The 17162-nt window shown below is 71.8% G+C and carries 12 protein-coding genes; 11 read left to right on the top strand and 1 reads right to left on the bottom strand.

What is annotated here, in order from left to right; genetic code table 11:
• The first annotated feature begins 21 nt into the window (after nucleotides 1-21).
• The 9 genes from STRTU_RS07970 (at nucleotide 22) to STRTU_RS07930 (ending at nucleotide 13121) form a co-directional block, all read left to right on the top strand.
• Nucleotides 22-1284, top strand: a complete 1263-nt coding sequence (locus tag STRTU_RS07970) for a biotin transporter BioY (RefSeq protein ID WP_159742904.1) — start codon at nucleotides 22-24, stop codon at nucleotides 1282-1284.
• Nucleotides 1281-1640, top strand: coding sequence for a nucleotide pyrophosphohydrolase (locus STRTU_RS07965; RefSeq protein WP_018088816.1), 360 nt, complete (start codon nucleotides 1281-1283; stop codon nucleotides 1638-1640). The genes STRTU_RS07970 and STRTU_RS07965 overlap by 4 nt, the downstream gene beginning before the upstream one ends.
• A 381-nt stretch (nucleotides 1641-2021) precedes the next feature.
• The gene (locus STRTU_RS07960; RefSeq protein ID WP_159742903.1) at nucleotides 2022-2477 is read left to right on the top strand and encodes a DUF6099 family protein; all 456 of its coding nucleotides are present in this window, start codon (nucleotides 2022-2024) and stop codon (nucleotides 2475-2477) included.
• A gap of 348 nt (nucleotides 2478-2825) precedes the next feature.
• Nucleotides 2826-3749, top strand: coding sequence for an LLM class F420-dependent oxidoreductase (locus STRTU_RS07955; RefSeq protein WP_159742902.1), 924 nt, complete (start codon nucleotides 2826-2828; stop codon nucleotides 3747-3749).
• Nucleotides 3750-4337: 588 nt separating this feature from the next.
• Complete coding sequence (locus STRTU_RS07950) at nucleotides 4338-5939, top strand: 3' terminal RNA ribose 2'-O-methyltransferase Hen1 (protein WP_159742901.1); 1602 nt, start codon at nucleotides 4338-4340, stop codon at nucleotides 5937-5939.
• Nucleotides 5940-6154: 215 nt separating this feature from the next.
• The gene (locus STRTU_RS07945; protein WP_246241345.1) at nucleotides 6155-8875 is read left to right on the top strand and encodes a polynucleotide kinase-phosphatase; all 2721 of its coding nucleotides are present in this window, start codon (nucleotides 6155-6157) and stop codon (nucleotides 8873-8875) included.
• Nucleotides 8876-9035: 160 nt separating this feature from the next.
• Nucleotides 9036-10271 (top strand): arginine deiminase, encoded by a 1236-nt coding sequence (locus STRTU_RS07940; RefSeq protein WP_159742900.1) that lies wholly within the window; start codon nucleotides 9036-9038, stop codon nucleotides 10269-10271.
• 135 nt (nucleotides 10272-10406) lie between these two features.
• On the top strand, nucleotides 10407-11411 hold the full coding sequence (argF, locus tag STRTU_RS07935) for an ornithine carbamoyltransferase (RefSeq protein WP_159742899.1): 1005 nt from the start codon (nucleotides 10407-10409) through the stop codon (nucleotides 11409-11411).
• 210 nt (nucleotides 11412-11621) lie between these two features.
• Nucleotides 11622-13121, top strand: coding sequence for an amino acid permease (locus STRTU_RS07930; RefSeq protein WP_159742898.1), 1500 nt, complete (start codon nucleotides 11622-11624; stop codon nucleotides 13119-13121).
• Here the strand turns inward: STRTU_RS07930 and STRTU_RS07925 are convergent.
• The gene (locus STRTU_RS07925; protein ID WP_371873570.1) at nucleotides 13084-13641 is read right to left on the bottom strand and encodes an ATP-binding protein; all 558 of its coding nucleotides are present in this window, start codon (nucleotides 13639-13641) and stop codon (nucleotides 13084-13086) included. The two genes, STRTU_RS07930 and STRTU_RS07925, sit on opposite strands and share 38 nt — an antisense overlap.
• A 352-nt stretch (nucleotides 13642-13993) precedes the next feature.
• On the opposite strand from STRTU_RS07925, the gene STRTU_RS07920 reads away from it, so the two are divergent.
• Both STRTU_RS07920 and STRTU_RS07915 read left to right on the top strand, forming a co-directional pair.
• Nucleotides 13994-14821, top strand: a complete 828-nt coding sequence (locus STRTU_RS07920) for an enoyl-CoA hydratase family protein (RefSeq protein WP_159742897.1) — start codon at nucleotides 13994-13996, stop codon at nucleotides 14819-14821.
• A gap of 2 nt (nucleotides 14822-14823) precedes the next feature.
• Nucleotides 14824-17151 carry a bifunctional salicylyl-CoA 5-hydroxylase/oxidoreductase gene (locus STRTU_RS07915; protein ID WP_159746768.1) on the top strand — a complete coding sequence of 776 codons (2328 nt, stop codon included), beginning with the start codon at nucleotides 14824-14826 and terminating at the stop codon, nucleotides 17149-17151.
• The last annotated feature ends 11 nt before the right edge of the window (nucleotides 17152-17162 follow it).

Below are 17162 nucleotides of genomic sequence, written 5' to 3'. Positions count from 1 at the left end.
GCCGCTGCATAGCGTCCCCGCATGCATACCGACACTGTGCGGCCGGCGGTTACCGCATTACGGCTGTCCGCCTTCAAATCCCACCGCGGCGTCACCCTGCCGCTCACCCGGCTGACCCTGCTGAGCGGCGAGAGCGGAAGCGGTAAGTCCAGTGCGCTCCAGGCCTACGAGATCCTCGCCCGGCTCGGTAGCGGGGAGTCGCTCGCGCGGGCAGTGGGGGAGGTGGCCGGCAGCCCGGCGGCGTGTGTGCCGGCGGGGGCGCGGCCCGACGAACAGGGGCGGCGGGGATTCCGTATCGGCTGTACGGTCGACGGCCCGGTCGGCCCCGTCAGTCTCGATCTCGCCGTCCAGGCCGAGCCCGAACTGCGCATCGTCGGGGAGCGGTTGACCGGTGGCGGCGAGACCTTGCTGACCACCGCGCTCATTGATCCGACCCGTCCCGCGGTCCAGGCGGCCTGGTATACGGCGGGTGCGACTCCGGTGACCCGTGCCCCGCTGCCCGACGACCGGCTCGGCACCTCGCTGCTGCCGTTGCGCGTCGCGGGCAAGACGCCGGGGCAGCGGCTGGTGCTCGCGGCGGCCGAACAGGTCGTGGTCGCGCTGCGGTCGGCCTTCGTGTGCGACCCACGGCCGGAGGCCATGCGGGGAGTGGGGGCGGTCGGTGCGGGTACGAGGGGCCGCGACGGGGACGGGGTGCGTGCCGAGGGGCGGCTGCGGCCGTCCTGCGACAACCTGCCGGCGGTGCTGGAGCGTACGAGCCAGGAGTGCGCGCGGCGGCATGCGGTGCTGGTCGCGGCGGTACGGGAGGCATGCGCCGGTCCCGTCGAGGGGCTGCGGGCCGTGGCGCGACAGGCGGGCGGGGCGGCGGGAGGGGCCGCCGGTGCCGGTGTGGCCGCCGGGCCGGGTGGTGCGTGGGGGGCGCGGGCCGGTGCAGCGAGCGGGGCCGGTGTGCGGGCCGTACTGGACCGGGGGGAGCTGGGCGAGCTGCCCGTCGAGCAGCTGGGCGATGGTGAGCTGCGGTTTCTTGGGCTGGCGCTGGTGCTGCTCACGGGGCCGGACGTGCTGGCGATGGATCCGGTCGGGGAGGTCCCGTCCGCTCATCAGCAGATGACGGTGCTGGCGGACGGGATGGACCGCTGTATGGACCCCAGGCAGGCCCGCGAGCTGGTGTCGCTGGCCCTGCGGATGACCGAGCGCGGGCATGTACGGCTGCTGGGGACGGTGCGGGATCCCTCGGCCGCCGAGGGACTGCCCGGCGTACAGGTGCTACACCTAGGGGTATGAGCGAGGATCTTCATGCGCTGCAGCGACGCCTGGCCGAATTCGCGGCCGCGCGGGACTGGCAGCAGTACCACACGCCCAAGAACCTGGCCGCGGCGCTCAGCGTCGAGGCCGCCGAACTCGTCGAGATCTTCCAGTGGTTGACGCCGGAGGAGTCGGCGAAGGTGATGTCGAACCCGGGGAAGGCCGGCCGGGTCGAGGACGAGGTCGCGGACGTGCTGGCGTATCTGCTGCAGTTCTGCGAGGCGCTGGGGATCGATGCCCTGGCGGCGCTCGCCGCGAAGATCGAGCGCAATGAGTCGCGCTTCCCGGCGGTCCGCTCGGCACGGCCGGACCGGCCGCGGGAGGGCGAGGAGTAGGGCGCGAGGCGCGAGGGCGCGGGGGCGCGGGGGCTCAAGGAGAGCGGGGGCCAGGAGCGCAGGGGCGGGGTCGGCGGGGGTGCCGGCTCCGCCCCCGCTGCGTTTTCGGGTCCGGGGCGCGGCGGGGGTCCGGTCCGTGTTCGCTTCGGAGGATTCGCGTGGCTTGTGCCGGTGGTGTGAGGGGTGGGGGTGCTGGGGCGGGAGGGGAGGGAGCGGGGCCGTAGCGACCACTTGTCACTCTCCGGAGTTACAAACCTCTCCACACCGCCTTGCTTGTCCACAGATTTGCGAATTCCCCTGGCTTTTTTGGGTGTTCGCATTCACTCTGGGTAGTGGAAACAGTGCAGGGTGCATGCGAATGGAGAGGGAAGGAGGGAGCGGATGGACGCGGTGCGGATCATTGCGGCCAGTCGGCGCGGGCTGGCAGAGGCGAACACGGTTCAGGGAGTGATAGTCGAGGCATGGCAGGCGCAGGCCCTGGCGGAGGCGGTCGGCAGCCATCTCGCGATATTCGGGCCGTACGAAGTGCGGTCCAGGGCCCGGGGACTGGGCGATGCAGGCGGGCGGTTCAGCGGGGGACTGCTGTGCCCGGCGTCGGTCACCGGCGGGCTGCGGGCGGCTCAGCTGTCCGAGGTGCGTGATGCCAAGGCGGCTTTAACCGGCCTGTGCCGACTGCTGCGAGAGGTGTGCGAAGCGCTGGTGGCGGTGGTGCTGCTGGCGGATGAGGAGGGGATGTACTGGACCTGCGTCGAGGCGATGGACACGGTCGACGAATCGAGAGATCGCGTGGCCGGAATACTGGAGAAACTGGAGGTGCGCGACCGGAACCCCGCCTGATGTACAACTGCCTGAGCACAGCTACGTGAGAACGGCTACCTGAGCACAACATCACCGCACCGACCGCGACCACGCGGTACGCCGGCCCCGAGCGGTGCCCCGTCGCCTGCACGGTCCCCCCGGTGCCCCCTGCGCTGCTCTCGACCCGCGCTGTCCCCGCTTCCCCTCCGGCGCCCGGCCCCCCGCGCCACCCACGCCGTACATGGGCGCTCGCAACCTCGTAACAGCACCGGCGTCCCCCCCGGCCACCTCGCCCCACCCCACCCCACCCCACCCGCCCTGCCGACCGCCGGGTCACGGAAATGCTCTCCGACGATTGGGGCGTCGTGCGGAGTGCAGGATGGAGGTATGGACCTACGAATCTTCACCGAGCCCCAGCAGGGCGCGTCCTACGACACCCTGCTGACGGTCGCCAAAGCCACTGAGGATCTTGGATTCGATGCGTTCTTCCGCTCGGACCACTATCTGCGGATGGGAAATGTCGACGGGCTGCCCGGCCCGACCGACGCCTGGATCACGCTGGCCGGCCTCGCTCGGGAGACCCGGCGCATCCGGCTCGGAACGCTTATGACGGCGGGCACCTTCCGGCTGCCGGGTGTGCTGGCCATCCAGGTGGCCCAGGTCGACCAGATGTCCGGTGGGCGGGTCGAACTCGGTCTCGGAGCGGGCTGGTTCGAGGAGGAGCACAAGGCGTACGGCATTCCGTTCCCCAAGGAGAAGTTCGGGCGGCTGGAGGAGCAGCTGGCGATCATCACGGGCCTGTGGGCCACCGGGACAGGAGAGGAGTTCAGCTACGACGGGACCTACTACCAGCTGGAGAATTCGCCCGCACTGCCCAAGCCCGCCCAGGGCAAGGTGCCGGTGCTGGTCGGCGGGCACGGTGCGACACGTACGCCACGGCTGGCGGCGCAGTACGCCGATGAGTTCAATATCCCCTTCGCCTCGCTCGAAGACAGTGAGCGCCAGTTCGGACGGGTGCGGGCGGCCGCCGAGGCCGCCGGGCGGAAGGGCGATGAGCTGGTGTACTCCAACGCCCTTGTGGCATGCGTCGGAAAGGACGATGCCGAGGTGGCGCGCCGGGCCGCGGCCATCGGGCGCGATGTGGACGAGCTGAAGGCCAACGGCCTCGCGGGCTCACCCGCCGAGGTCGTCGACAAGATCGGCTGCTATGCCGCGATCGGCGCGTCCCGTGTCTACCTCCAGATGCTGGACCTGGACGACCTGGACCACCTTGAGCTGATCTCGACGCGGGTGCAGTCGCAGCTGAGCTGAGCTGGGATGAGTTGAGGTGAGCTGAGTTGAGTTGAGGTGAGCAGTTGAGTTGGGGTGAGCTGAGTTGAGTTGGGGTGAGCTGAGTTGAGCTGACGTGGGGCGGAGGGGAGGGGGAGGGAGGGGAGGGGCTGGAGAGCAGCGCCTGACTTGGTCAAGGTGCCGGGGTGGGGAGCGCGAGGAGCGACTCGGTGGGGCGTCGCTCGTTTGGATGGTGGGCGAGGCTTCGGCGCACCCGCATGTGGATGGCTGAGGGGAGAGTGCCAGCGACCGGCCCCATATCCATCACGGAGGTCAGCATGCTCGCCACGATGGCGGAACACGGATGTCCGTCCGAGCACCACACCACGAATATCAAGGCGGATGGGACTCACGTTCAGGAATGCCACGCATGTGGGTACACCATCACGCACGAGCGGCAGGGAGGGGATAACAATGCCTTGCCCAGCGCCGCCGCCCGTCACTCCGGCCGAAGCTCTCGCTGAGAAGGGTTGAAGCCCAGGCGCGCAGGTCGACGAGAGGTCCGGTGGGCGGGGCGGTGCTGCTGGAAATTCGGTGCGGAGTCGGTTGGTTGCGGGAATACTCGGACGGGTGTTCCTGACGATAACGACCACCGGCAGCGCTGACCGTCCCGCGACCGATCTCGGGTTCCTGCTGCACAAGCATCCCGACAAGGCGCAGCAGTTCTCGATGTCGCATGGCACCGCACACGTCCTCTATCCGGAGGCCGACGCTCAACGGTGCACCGCCGCACTGCTGTTGGAGGTCGATCCCATCGCCCTGGTGCGCAAGGGGCGTGGCAAGGGCCGTGGCGGCGCGCCGGATTCGGCGCTGGGGCAGTACGTCAACGACCGCCCGTACGCGGCGTCTTCGCTGTTGGCGGTGGCGCTGCGGAGTGTCTTCGCGAGCGCGATGAAGGGGCAGTGCGCGGCACGGCCCGAGTTGGTGGCGCAGGCGCTGCCGTTGCGTATCGAGGTGCCGGTGCTGCCTGCCCGGGGCGGCCCGGAGCTGGTGGACAAGCTGTTCCGGCCGCTGGGTTGGACGGTGCGGGCCGAGTCACTGCCGCTGGACGAGACGTTCCCGGAGTGGGGCGACTCGCGCTACGTACGGCTCGTCCTGGAAGGGGAGTGTCGGCTGGCCGACGCGTTGCGGCATCTGTATGTGCTGCTGCCGGTGCTGGACGACGCCAAGCACTACTGGGTCGCGCCGGACGAGGTCGACAAGCTGCTGCGGGCCGGCGAGGGCTGGCTGGAGGACCATCCGGAGCAGCGGCTGATCGTCGGTCGCTATCTCGCGCGGCGCTGGTCGCTGACACGCCAGGCGATGGAGCGGCTGGAGCTGGAGCGGCTGGCCGAGTCGGATGACGTGGTCGCCGAGGAGCTCGACAACGCCGTGGACGAGGAGGCGGACACCGAGGAGAAGCCGGTGCCGCTCGCCGTCCGGCGGCGGGAGGCGATCCTCACGGTCCTGCGCTCGGCCAGGGCGGCGCGGGTGCTCGACCTGGGCTGCGGGCCGGGCCAGCTGGTCGGTGCGCTGCTCAAGGAAGGGCAGTTCACCGAGATCGTCGGCGTGGATGTGTCGATGCGGGCGCTGCACGAGGCGCGGCGCCGGCTGCGGCTGGACCGGATGTCCGAGCGGCAGTCGGAGCGCATACGGCTCGTACAGGGGTCGCTGGCGTACACCGACAGCCGGCTGAAGGGGTACGACGCGGCGGTGCTCAGCGAGGTCGTCGAGCATGTCGATCCGGCGCGGCTGCCGGCGCTGGAGTATGCGGTGTTCGGTGCGGCCAGGCCGCGCACGGTCGTGGTGACGACGCCGAATGTCGAGTACAACGTGCGCTGGGAGTCGCTGCCGGCCGGCCAGGTGCGGCATGCCGACCACCGATTCGAGTGGACGCGGGAGGAGTTCCGGCAGTGGGCGGGCGCGGTCGCCGACCGGCACGGCTACGAGGTGAGCTTCGGCCCGGTGGGCCCGGACGACCCCGAGGTCGGCCCGCCCACCCAGCTGGCGCACTTCCGTATGGCCGGTGACGACGATGGCGGCGGCGGGGGCCCCGAAGGCGGCGGGACCAGCAGGGAAGGCCAAGGCAGCCGGGAAGGCCAGGAAAGCCGGGAAGGCCAGGGGCCTGAAGGCGGCGGCAGTGGCGCTGCGGACCGCAGCGCTTCGGCCAGGGGGAAGGAGGCGGCGGCATGACGAACGACGACCGCAGCGAGTACGGCGCGGAGAGCCCGCATCCGCACGAGAGCCGGGGCCAGCCCACGTACGAGGACTCGCACGCGCACGAGAGCCGGGACCAGCCCCCGCACGAGGACCCGCACCCGCACGACGACCACCCTCTCCCCAAGAAAACGCCCTCACCCGAGAACACGCCCTCACCCAAGAACCGCCAGGCCCCCGAAAGCCAGCAAATGACCACCACCCACCAGAAATGCGGCGGCCCCCCGGACCCCCGCCCCCAGCCGGCGGCGCCGCGTACCCTCGCCGTGCCCGACCTCTCCCTCGTCGTGCTGATCGGCGCCACCGGCTCCGGCAAGTCCACCTTCGCCGCGCGGCACTTCCGGCCGACCGAGGTGCTCTCCTCCGATGTCTGCCGGGGGCTGGTCAGCGATGACGAGAACGACCAGAGCGCCAGCGGCGATGCCTTCGACGTGCTGCACTACATCGCGGGCAAGCGGCTGGCCGCCGGGCGGCTGACGGTCGTGGACGCCACGAATGTGCAGTCCGAGGCGCGCACCCAGCTGGTGCGGCTGGCCCGGGAGCACGATGTCCTGCCGGTGGCCATCGTCCTGGACGTACCCGAGCAGGTCTGTGCCGCGCGCAATGCGGCGCGCGCCGACCGGGCCGGGCTTCCGCGCCGGGTGATCCAGCGCCACCAGCGTGAACTCCGGCGTTCCCTGCGGCACTTGGAGCGGGAGGGCTTCCGCAAGGTGCACGTCCTGCGCGGCGAGGAGGAGGTGGCGTCCGCCGAGGTCGTCACGGAGCGGCGGTTCAACGATCTGCGCCATCTCACCGGCCCGTTCGACATCATCGGCGATATCCACGGCTGCCGTTCCGAGCTGGAGACCCTGCTCGGCAGGCTGGGCTATGCGCTGGTGCGCGACGCGCTCGGCCGGCCGGTGGACGCGGCGCACCCCGAGGGCCGTACGGCGGTCTTCGTCGGTGACCTCGTCGACCGCGGGCCGGACAGTCCCGGAGTGCTGCGCCTGGTGATGGGCATGGTCGGGGCCGGGCACGCCCTGTGCGTGCCGGGCAACCACGAGAACAAGCTCGGCCGCTATCTCAAGGGCAGCAAGGTCCAGCACACCCATGGGCTCGCCGAGACCATCGAGCAGCTGGACAAGGAGGACGCCGCCTTCCGCACCGAGGTGGGGGAGTTCATCCGCGGCCTGGTCAGCCACTACGTGCTGGACGGCGGCGGGCTCGTGGTGTGCCACGCCGGGCTGCCGGAGAAGTACCACGGTCGGACGTCGGGCCGGGTGCGCTCGTTCGCGCTGTACGGCGACACGACCGGCGAGACCGACGAGTTCGGCCTGCCGGTGCGTTACCCCTGGGCCGAGGACTACCGCGGCCGCGCGGCCGTCGTCTACGGCCACACCCCTACCCCGCGCGCCAACTGGCTCAACAACACCCTCTGCCTGGACACCGGCTGTGTCTTCGGCGGGGCGATGACCGCGCTGCGGTGGCCGGAGCGCGAGCTGGTGGACGTACCGGCGGAGCGGGTCTGGTACGAGCCCACGAAGCCGCTCGCGACGGAGGCCCCGGGCGGGGCGGACGGCCGTCCGCTCGATCTGAACGATGTGACCGGGCGGCGGATCGTGGAGACCCGTCACATGGGCCGGCTCGCGGTCAAGGGGGAGAACGCCGCGGCCGCGCTGGAGGTGATGAGCCGTTTCGCGATCGACCCGCGGCTGCTGCCGTACCTCCCGCCGACCATGGCGCCCTGCGCGACCTCGGCGGAGGAGGGGTACTTGGAGCACCCCGCGGAGGCGTTCGCCGGATACCGGGCCGACGGTGTGCGGGAAGTGGTGTGCGAGGAGAAGCACATGGGGTCGCGTGCGGTGGCGCTGGTGTGCCGCGACGAGGCCGCGGCCGGTGAGCTCTTCGGTGTGCCGAAGGGGGTGTCCGGCGCCCTGTACACCCGTACCGGCCGGCCGTTCTTCGACGACCCGGAGGCGACCGAGCGCGTGTTGCGGCGGGTCCGGGACTGCGCCGAGGAGGCCGGTCTGTGGGACGAGCTGGAGACCGACTGGCTGCTGCTGGACGCCGAGCTGATGCCCTGGTCCCTGAAGGCGACGGGTCTGCTGCGCCGCCAGTACGCGGCCGTGGGTGCGGCGTCCGCAGCGGCTTTCCCGGGCGTGCTCGGTGCGCTGGAGGCGGCGGCCGCCCGCGGCGTCGAGGTGTCACCGCTCCTCGGCCGGCAGCGGGGCCGGGCGGCGGACGCGGCCGCGTTCACCGAGGCGTACCGGCGCTACTGCTGGCGGGTGGGGGCGGAGTCGGCGGACGGCGGGGCACCGCGGGAGCCGGGCGGCGGCGCCGGGCTCGGTGCTCTGGAGGGTGTGCGGCTCGCACCGTTCCAGATCCTCGCGGCGCGGGGCCGCAGCCTCGCCGGGCTGGCGCACACCGAGCAGCTCGCCCTGCTCGACCGGCTGATCGCGGCCGAGGACGCGGTGGCGGCCCGGGACGGCGGGACGGGCGGGGGCGGCACGGACCGGCCGGGGCTGCTCGCCACGACCCGGCGGATCCTCGTCGACACCGAGGACGAGTCCTCGGTCGCGGCCGGGATCGCCTGGTGGCAGGAGCTGACCGCCGAGGGCGGCGAGGGCATGGTGGTCAAGCCGGTGCAGGCGCTGCTCCGGCAGGCCGACGGACGGCTGGTCCAGCCGGGCGTCAAGTGCCGTGGCCGCGAGTACCTGCGGATCATCTACGGGCCGGAGTACACCCGTCCGGAGAACCTCCGGCGGCTGCGCGTCCGTCACCTGGGCCATAAGCGCTCGCTGGCCCTGCGGGAGTACGCGCTCGGCCTGGAGGCGCTCGACCGGATGGCGGACGGCGAACCGCTGTGGCGGGTCCACGAGGCGGTCTTCGCGGTGCTCGCGCTGGAGTCGGAGCCGGTGGACCCGCGGCTGTAGAACGGTTCGGCGGGGAGGGGCGGCAGGACGACAGAGGCGGCCGTCTCTTCTCCGCCAACCCGGCCGCACCCCTCGCCTCTCCGGCCCGGCCGGACCGCATGACCGAACCGAGATCGCCCGACTCCCTCCGCCGAGCCGTCCGAGCGGCCAAGATGGGTGGATGGGATTCCAAGTCGACTCCGAGGCCGGGCGGCTGCGCCGGGTCATCCTGCACCGCCCCGATCTGGAGCTGAAGCGGCTCACGCCCTCGAACAAGGACGCCTTGCTCTTCGATGACGTGCTGTGGGTGCGCCGGGCGCGGGCCGAGCACGACGGGTTCGCGGATGTGCTCCGGGACCGTGGGGTGGAAGTGCACCTCTTCGGGGATCTGCTGGCCGAGAGCCTCCAGATCCCGGAGGCGCGGCGGCTCGTCCTCGACCGCGTCTTCGACGAGAAGGAATACGGGCCGCTGGCCACCGACCATCTGCGGGCGGCCTTCGACGAGCTGCCGGTGCCGCAGCTCGTCGAGGCGCTGGTGGGCGGCATGACCAAACGGGAGTACCTGGAGCGGCACGCCGAGCCGATCTCGGTCCGCTTCCATGTGATGGATCTGGACGACTTCCTGCTGGGACCGCTGCCCAACCACCTTTTCACCCGCGACACCTCCGCCTGGATCTACGACGGTGTGTCCATCAACTCGATGCGCTGGCCCGCCCGGCAGCGCGAGACCGTGCACTACGAGGCGATCTACCGTCACCATCCGCTGTTCCGCGGCGGGGACTTCCACGTCTGGTCCGAGGGGCAGGCGGACTACCCCTCGACGATCGAGGGCGGCGACGTCCTGGTGATGGGCAGTGGCGCGGTACTGATCGGGATGAGCGAGCGGACCACTCCGCAGGCCGTCGAGCTGCTGGCGCGGGGGCTGTTCGCGGCCGGTTCGGCGCGCACGATCGTGGCGCTCGACATGCCCAAGCGCCGGGCGTTCATGCACCTGGACACCGTCATGACGATGATCGACGGGGATACCTTCACCCAGTACGAGGGCCTGGGCATGCTCCGCTCGTACACCATCGAGCCGGGCTCGGGGGACCAGGACCTCAAGGTCACCGATCATCCGCCGGAGCATATGCACCGCGCCATAGCGGCCTCGCTGGGGCTGTCGGACATCCGGGTGCTGACCGCGACCCAGGATGTGCACTCGGCCGAGCGGGAGCAGTGGGACGACGGCTGCAATGTGCTGGCGGTGGAGCCGGGCGTGGTGGTGGCGTACGAGCGGAACGTCACCACGAACACCTTCCTCCGCAAGCGCGGCATCGAGGTGATCACGATCCCGGGGAGCGAGCTGGGGCGCGGCCGCGGCGGACCGCGCTGTATGAGCTGTCCGGTGGCGAGGGACGCGGTGCCGGGGGCAGCCTGAGCGTGACGACTGCTCCGCCGGGGAGCAGGTACCGGAGCCGTACGGCCGCGGGCAGCCTGAATAGAGATACGTGGGTGCGTATACAATTCCAGGGTCCGAGTCCGTCCCGACCGCCGCGAACCAGGAGCCCACCCCATGGCGATAGACCTCACGGGCCGCCACTTCCTCAAGGAGCTGGACTTCAGCGCCGGGGAATTCCGCCGACTGATCGACCTGGCGGCCGAGCTGAAAGCGGCCAAGCGCGCCGGCACCGAGGTCCCCCGCCTCCAGGGCAGGAACATCGCCCTGATCTTCGAGAAGACCTCGACCCGGACCCGCTGCTCCTTCGAGGTCGCGGCCGCGGACCAGGGTGCCGCCACCACCTATCTTGACCCGTCCGGCTCGCAGATCGGGCACAAGGAGTCGGTGAAGGACACCGCCCGGGTCCTCGGCCGGATGTTTGACGGTATCGAGTTCCGCGGCAGCCGGCAGTCCGATGTCGAGGAGCTGGCGGCGTACGCCGGAGTGCCGGTCTTCAACGGGCTGACCGACGACTGGCACCCGACCCAGATGCTCGCCGATGTGCTGACCATGGTCGAGCACGGCCAGGGCCGCCCCCTGGCGGAGACCGCCTTCGCTTACCTCGGCGACGCCCGGAACAACATGGGCAACTCCTACCTCGTCACCGGCGCCCTGCTCGGCATGGACGTACGGATCGTGGCGCCCAAGGAGCTGTGGCCCGAGGAGGCGGTCATCGCCGAGGCGCGGGCGCTCGCCAAGGACAGCGGCGCCCGCATCACGCTCACCGAGGACGTGGCCGAGGGCGTACGCGGGGCGGACTTCGTGACGACCGACGTCTGGGTCTCCATGGGCGAACCCAAGGAGGTCTGGGACGAGCGGATCGCGCTGCTCGCCCCGTACGCGGTCACGATGGACGTGCTGCGCGCCACCGGCAAGCCGGACGTGAAGTTCCTGCACTGTCTGCCCGCCTACCACGACCTGGGCACGGCCCTCGGCCGGGAGATCCACGCCCGGCACGGACTCTCGTCGCTGGAGGTCACCGACGAGGTCTTCGAGTCCGCGCACTCCGTCGTCTTCGACGAGGCGGAGAACCGGATGCACACGATCAAGGCGGTACTGGTCGCGACGCTCGCCCGATAGGGCCGGGCGCCGCGCGGGCGCACACGGCACACGGCACAGACCGCGCGCTGCATAGCCATACGCGAGGGCCCTGCGGCTCAGACGCGCGGTCATTCACCCTCGGCGGTTACCATCGAGCGCTCGCGGGGTTCGGACCCACCGGTCCGGACCCCGCTCCGTGTGTGGCCCACCCCGCGCCGCGCGCCTCGCACCACCAGAGAGAGAACCACCGTGCGCCCGCCCTTCCCGCGTCCGTCCGGACTGCGCATCAAGTCCCCCGACCTCCTCATCGCCGAATCGGGCGCGGATCTCGAAGGCAACGGCCTGCGGCGCAGCATGGGGCTCTTCCAGCTCGTCTGCTTCGGCGTCGGCGCCATCGTCGGCACCGGCATCTTCGTGGGCCTGTCCGACACCGTCGCCGAGGCCGGCCCCGCCGTCATCGTCTCCTTCGTCCTGGCGGCCGTCACCTGCGTCTTCACCGCCTTCTCCTTCGCGGAGCTGGGCGGCGCGATACCGGTGTCCGGCAGTGCCTACTCCTACGCCTACGCCACCCTCGGCGAGCGCCTCGCCTTCCTCGTCGGCTGGTGCCTGCTGCTCGAATACGGCATCTCGGTCTCGGCGGTCGCCGTCGGCTGGGGCCAGTACCTCAATGAGCTGCTCGGCAGCCTGACCGGCTGGCAGCTGCCCGCCGCGCTCTCCCAGCCGCCCGGCGACGGCGGCATCGTCAACATCCCGGCCGTCGTCGTGATGCTGCTCGCCGCGCTGCTGCTGGTCCGCGGCATCCGGGAGAGCGCCCGCGCGACCGCCGCGATGGCCGTGCTGAAGCTCGCGGTGCTGGTCCTGTTCTGTGTGATCGGCCTCAGCGCCTTCCGGGCCGGCAATCTGACGCCGTTCGCCCCGGAGGGCGTCGCCGGCATCACCTCCGGCGCCTCGCTCGCCTTCTTCTCGTACATCGGCTTCGACGCGATCACCACGGCCGGTGAGGAGGTCAGGGACCCGCGGCGGAACATCCCGCTGGCGATCATGGTGTCCCTCGGTGTGGTCACCGTCCTGTACTGCCTGGTCGCGGTCGCCGCCATCGGCGCGCTCTCCGCCGACCAGGTCGCCGGACGGCCCGCCGCGCTGTCGCTGATCGTCAACCACGTCACCGACTCGGCGCTCGGCGGCGGGGTGATCGCGTTCGGTGCGGTAGTCGCCATCGCCTCGGTCGTCCTCGCGGTGCTGTACGGCCAGACCCGCATCCTGATGTCGATGTCGCGGGACGGACTGGTCCCGCGGATCTTCGAGCGGGTCTCACCCCGGACGTCCACCCCCGCCGCCAACACCTGGATCGTCACGGCCGTCTTCGCCGTGCCGGCCGCGGTCGTCCCGTTGGACGCGGTGATGAACCTGTCGACCATCGGGACGCTGGCGGTCATGGCGGTGGTCAACCTCAGTGTGATGGTGCTCCGCCGCACCCGCCCCGATCTGCCGCGCCGCTTCCGCGTCCCGCTCTTCCCGGTCAGCCCGGTGCTCGGCATCGCCTTCTGCCTCTATCTGATGTACGGCACCGGTCCGGCGACCTGGCTCCAGTTCGCCGGGTTCCTGGTGGCGGGCGCGCTCGTCTACGCGTGCTACGGGCGCCGCCGCTCGCGGCTCGCTGCGGCGCAGCAGAGCCCGGCGGCCGACGCGGGCACGGCCGGTGCGGCCCCCGTCAGCGCCGGCGCGGGCGCCGCAGCTCGGGAAGGGTGAACCAGACCGCCTTGCCGCGCGGCGTCGGACGGCAGCCGGAGGCGGCGCTGAGGGAACGGATCAGCACCAGACCACGGCCGTCGCGGTCGGCGCAGGCGGGGTCGGGGGCGGGGGCCTCGGTGTCGTCCGCGGCGGCGGTGTCGTCCGTGGCGCGGGAGTCGTCGGCGTAGGCATCGGGGTCGGGCCCCGCCCGCCGGTCGTCCTCGTCGCCGCCGTCACCCGGATCCCCCAGCGGCAGCGGATCGCCGAGCCCCTCCACGAGCACCGGATCGTCGTCGTGCACCTCGATCCGGCAGCCCGCCGAGCGCTGCTCCACCACCAGCTCGATGGGGGCCGCGCCGCAGGTGTGCTTGAGCACGTTGGTGACCAGCTCGGCGGTCAGCAGCTGGGCCGTGGTCCGGTCGGCCGTCATCCGGAGATCCTGCATGGCGGTCCTTACCATCGCACGGGCGATGGGGACCGCGGTCGCACCGCGCGGCAGCGTGATGCGCCAGGTCGCAGGGGGCGGCGGTTCCAGCATGCGGGGTTCGTCCGTTCGCAGAAGCCCTGTCCGGCGGGCCTGAGGCGGGATCGGGATGCCTCCACGGTAGAAAGCGCGGAGGCGGGGGATCAGGGGCGGGCGGCCGGGGATGGCACGGACCTACGGCATGTGGCGGCCGGGACCTTCGGCCGGTCAACCTGACGGTCCTGGCGGTCCTGGCGGTCCCGACGGTCCCGGCAGTCCCGGCGGTCCCGGCGAGTGGGCGAGAGGCCGTCTTCCGCCCCGTGTCGTATCGCGTTCTCATGACGACAGTCATGAAGGAGTGATAACTTCGGAGAGCATCCGGAACAGCATCCACCGGCCCGACCGGCCAAAGGGGGCAGGCAGCCCGATGAGCCCGTTCGCAGGATCCGCCCGCAGTACCGAGACCTGGCAACATCTCCGTGTGACGCGGCAGGACGGGGTCGCCACCGTCACCCTGGCCCGCCCGGACAAGCTCAACGCGCTCACCTTCGAGGCCTACGCCGACCTCCGCGACCTGCTCGCCGAGCTGTCCAGGGAGCGTTCCGTACGCGCGCTGGTGCTCGCGGGGGAGGGGCGCGGATTCTGCTCCGGCGGCGATGTCGAGGAGATCATCGGCGCCACCCTGGGCATGGACACCGCGCACTTGCTGGACTTCAACCGGATGACCGGGCAGGTCGTCCGGGCGGTGCGGGAGTGCCCGTTCCCGGTGATCGCGTCGGTGCACGGGGTCGCGGCGGGCGCCGGTGCGGTGCTCGCACTGGCCGCGGACTTCCGTGTCGCCGACCCGTCCGCCCGGTTCGCCTTCCTCTTCACCCGGGTCGGCCTCTCCGGCGGCGACATGGGCGCCGCCTATCTGCTGCCCCGCGTCATCGGCCTCGGCCACGCCACCCGGCTGCTGATGCTCGGCGACACCGTCCGCGCACCGGAGGCCGAACGGCTCGGCCTGATCAGCGAGTTGGCCGATGAGGGCCGGGCCGACGAGGCGGCCGCGGCGCTCGCCCGGCGGCTCGCCGAGGGGCCCGCGATGGCCCACGCCCAGACCAAGGCGCTGCTCACCGCCGAGCTCGATATGCCGCTGGCCGCCGCCGTGGAGATGGACGCCGCCACCCAGGCGCTGCTGATGAACAGCGACGACTACGCGGAATTCCACGCCGCCTTCACCGAGAAGCGGGCCCCCAAGTGGCAGGGGAAATAGCCATGCGGGTCGCCGTCATCGGCGGCGGGCCGGGCGGGCTGTACGCCGCGGTCCTGCTCAAGCGCCTCGACCCCACCCGTGAGATCACCGTATGGGAGCGCAACGCGCCCGAGGACACCTTCGGCTTCGGCGTCGTGCTCTCCGATGAGACCCTCGGCGGCATCGAGCACGCCGACCCGGAGGTCTACCGCGCCCTCCAGGCCGAGTTCGTCCGCTGGGACGATATCGACATCGTCCACCGGGGCCGCACCCTGACCTCCGGCGGGCACGGCTTCGCGGCGCTCGGGCGGCGCCGGCTGCTGGCCGTACTCCACCGGCGCTGCCACGACCTCGGCATCGAGCTGCGCTTCCGCTCCGAGGCACCGCCCGCCGCCGAACTGGCCCGCTCCTACGACCTGGTGATCGCCGCCGACGGGGTGCACAGCGCGACCCGTACCGCACACGCCGACGCCTTCCGCCCGCAGCTGACCACCCACCGCTGCCGCTACATCTGGCTCGCCGCCGACTTCGCCTTCGACGCCTTCCGCTTCGAGATCGCGGAGACCGAGCACGGCGTCGTACAGCTCCACGCCTACCCCTTCGCCCGTGCGGAGAGCGGCGAGCACCCCGGGCAACCGTCCGCCGGAACCGGGGGCTCCGCCGGTGCCAGTACGGTCATCGTCGAGATGCGCGAGGAAGTCTGGCGGTCGGCAGGACTCGACCGCTGCGATGAGCGCGAGTCGGCCGACTGGTGCGCCAAGGTCTTCGCCGACGCCCTCGGCGGCCGGTCGCTGCGCGGCAACAACTCCAGTTGGACGGCCTTCCGCACGGTCGTCAACGACCGCTGGTCGCACGGCAACACCGTGCTGCTCGGCGATGCCGCACACACCGCGCACTTCTCCATCGGCTCCGGCACCAAGCTGGCCGTCGAAGACGCCCTGGCGCTGGCGGCCTGCCTTCAGGAGCAGCCCGACACGGCCCGTGCGCTGGCCGCGTACGAGGAGGAGCGCCGCCCCGTCGTCGCCTCCACCCAGCGCGCCGCCCGCGCCAGCCTCGCCTGGTTCGAGGAGCTGGCCACCTATCTCGACCAGCCGCCGCACCAGTTCGCGTTCAACCTCCTCACCCGCAGCCGCCGGGTCACCCATGACAATCTGCGGCTGCGCGACCCCGGCTTCGTCGCGGCCGTGGAGGACGAGGCGGGCGCCCCGCCCGGCACACCCCCGATGTTCCTGCCGTTCCGACTGGGTGAGCTGACGCTGCGCAACCGCGTCGTGGTCTCCCCGATGGACATGTACTCCGCCGCGGACGGCAACGGCACCCCCGGCGACTTCCACCTCGTCCACCTCGGCGCCCGCGCGCTGGGCGGCGCCGGGCTGGTGCTGACGGAGATGGTGTGCGTCAGCCCCGAGGGGCGGATCACGCCCGGCTGTACGGGGCTGTACGCGCCGGAGCACGAGACGGCCTGGCGCCGGGTCACCGACTTCGTGCACACCTCCGCCCCCGGCACCGCCATCGGCGTCCAGCTCGGCCACTCCGGCCGCAAGGGCTCGACGCGGCTGATGTGGGACGGCATCGACCAGCCGCTCCCGCACGGCAACTGGCCCCTCGTGGCGCCCTCCGCACTGCCCTACCGCCCCGGCGTCAACCAGACCCCGCACGCCCTCGCCGAGCCCGAACTCGCCCTCATCCGCGACCAGTTCGTCCGGTCCGCGCAATCCGCCGCCCGCGCCGGTTTCGATCTGCTCGAACTCCACTGCGCCCACGGCTATCTGCTTTCCGGCTTCCTCTCGCCGCTCACCAACCACCGCACCGACGCCTACGGCGGCGACCTCACCGGCCGGCTGCGCTTCCCGCTGGAAGTCTTCGACGCGGTCCGCGCCGTCTGGCCGGCCGGGCGCCCGATGACCGTCCGTATCTCCGCGACGGACTGGGCGGACGGCGGTACCACCGCGGCGGACGCGGTGGCGATGGCGCGGGCCTTCGCCGAGCACGGCGCCGACGCCATCGATGTGTCCACCGGTCAGGTGGTGCCCGACGAGCGCCCCGACTTCGGCCGCTCCTACCAGACCCCGTTCGCCGACCGCATCCGCAACACCGTCGGCGTCCCGGTCATCGCGGTCGGCGCCATCTCCTCCTGGGACGACGTCAACTCCCTGGTGCTGGCCGGGCGGACGGACCTGTGCGCGCTGGCCCGACCGCATCTGTACGACCCGCACTGGACGCTGCACGCCGCCGCGGAGCAGGGGTACGCGGGGCCGGCCGCCCCCTGGCCACTGCCGTACCAGGCGGGCAGCCGCACCCCGCCCACCGGGCGCACGGACGCGCCGAAGCCCCGCCTCACGCTGCGGTGACGGGGGAGGCA

It is taken from the genome of Streptomyces tubercidicus (assembly GCF_027497495.1).
GTDB classification, from domain to species: Bacteria; Actinomycetota; Actinomycetes; order Streptomycetales; family Streptomycetaceae; genus Streptomyces; species Streptomyces tubercidicus.
This window is presented reverse-complemented; position numbering and strand designations above follow the sequence as displayed.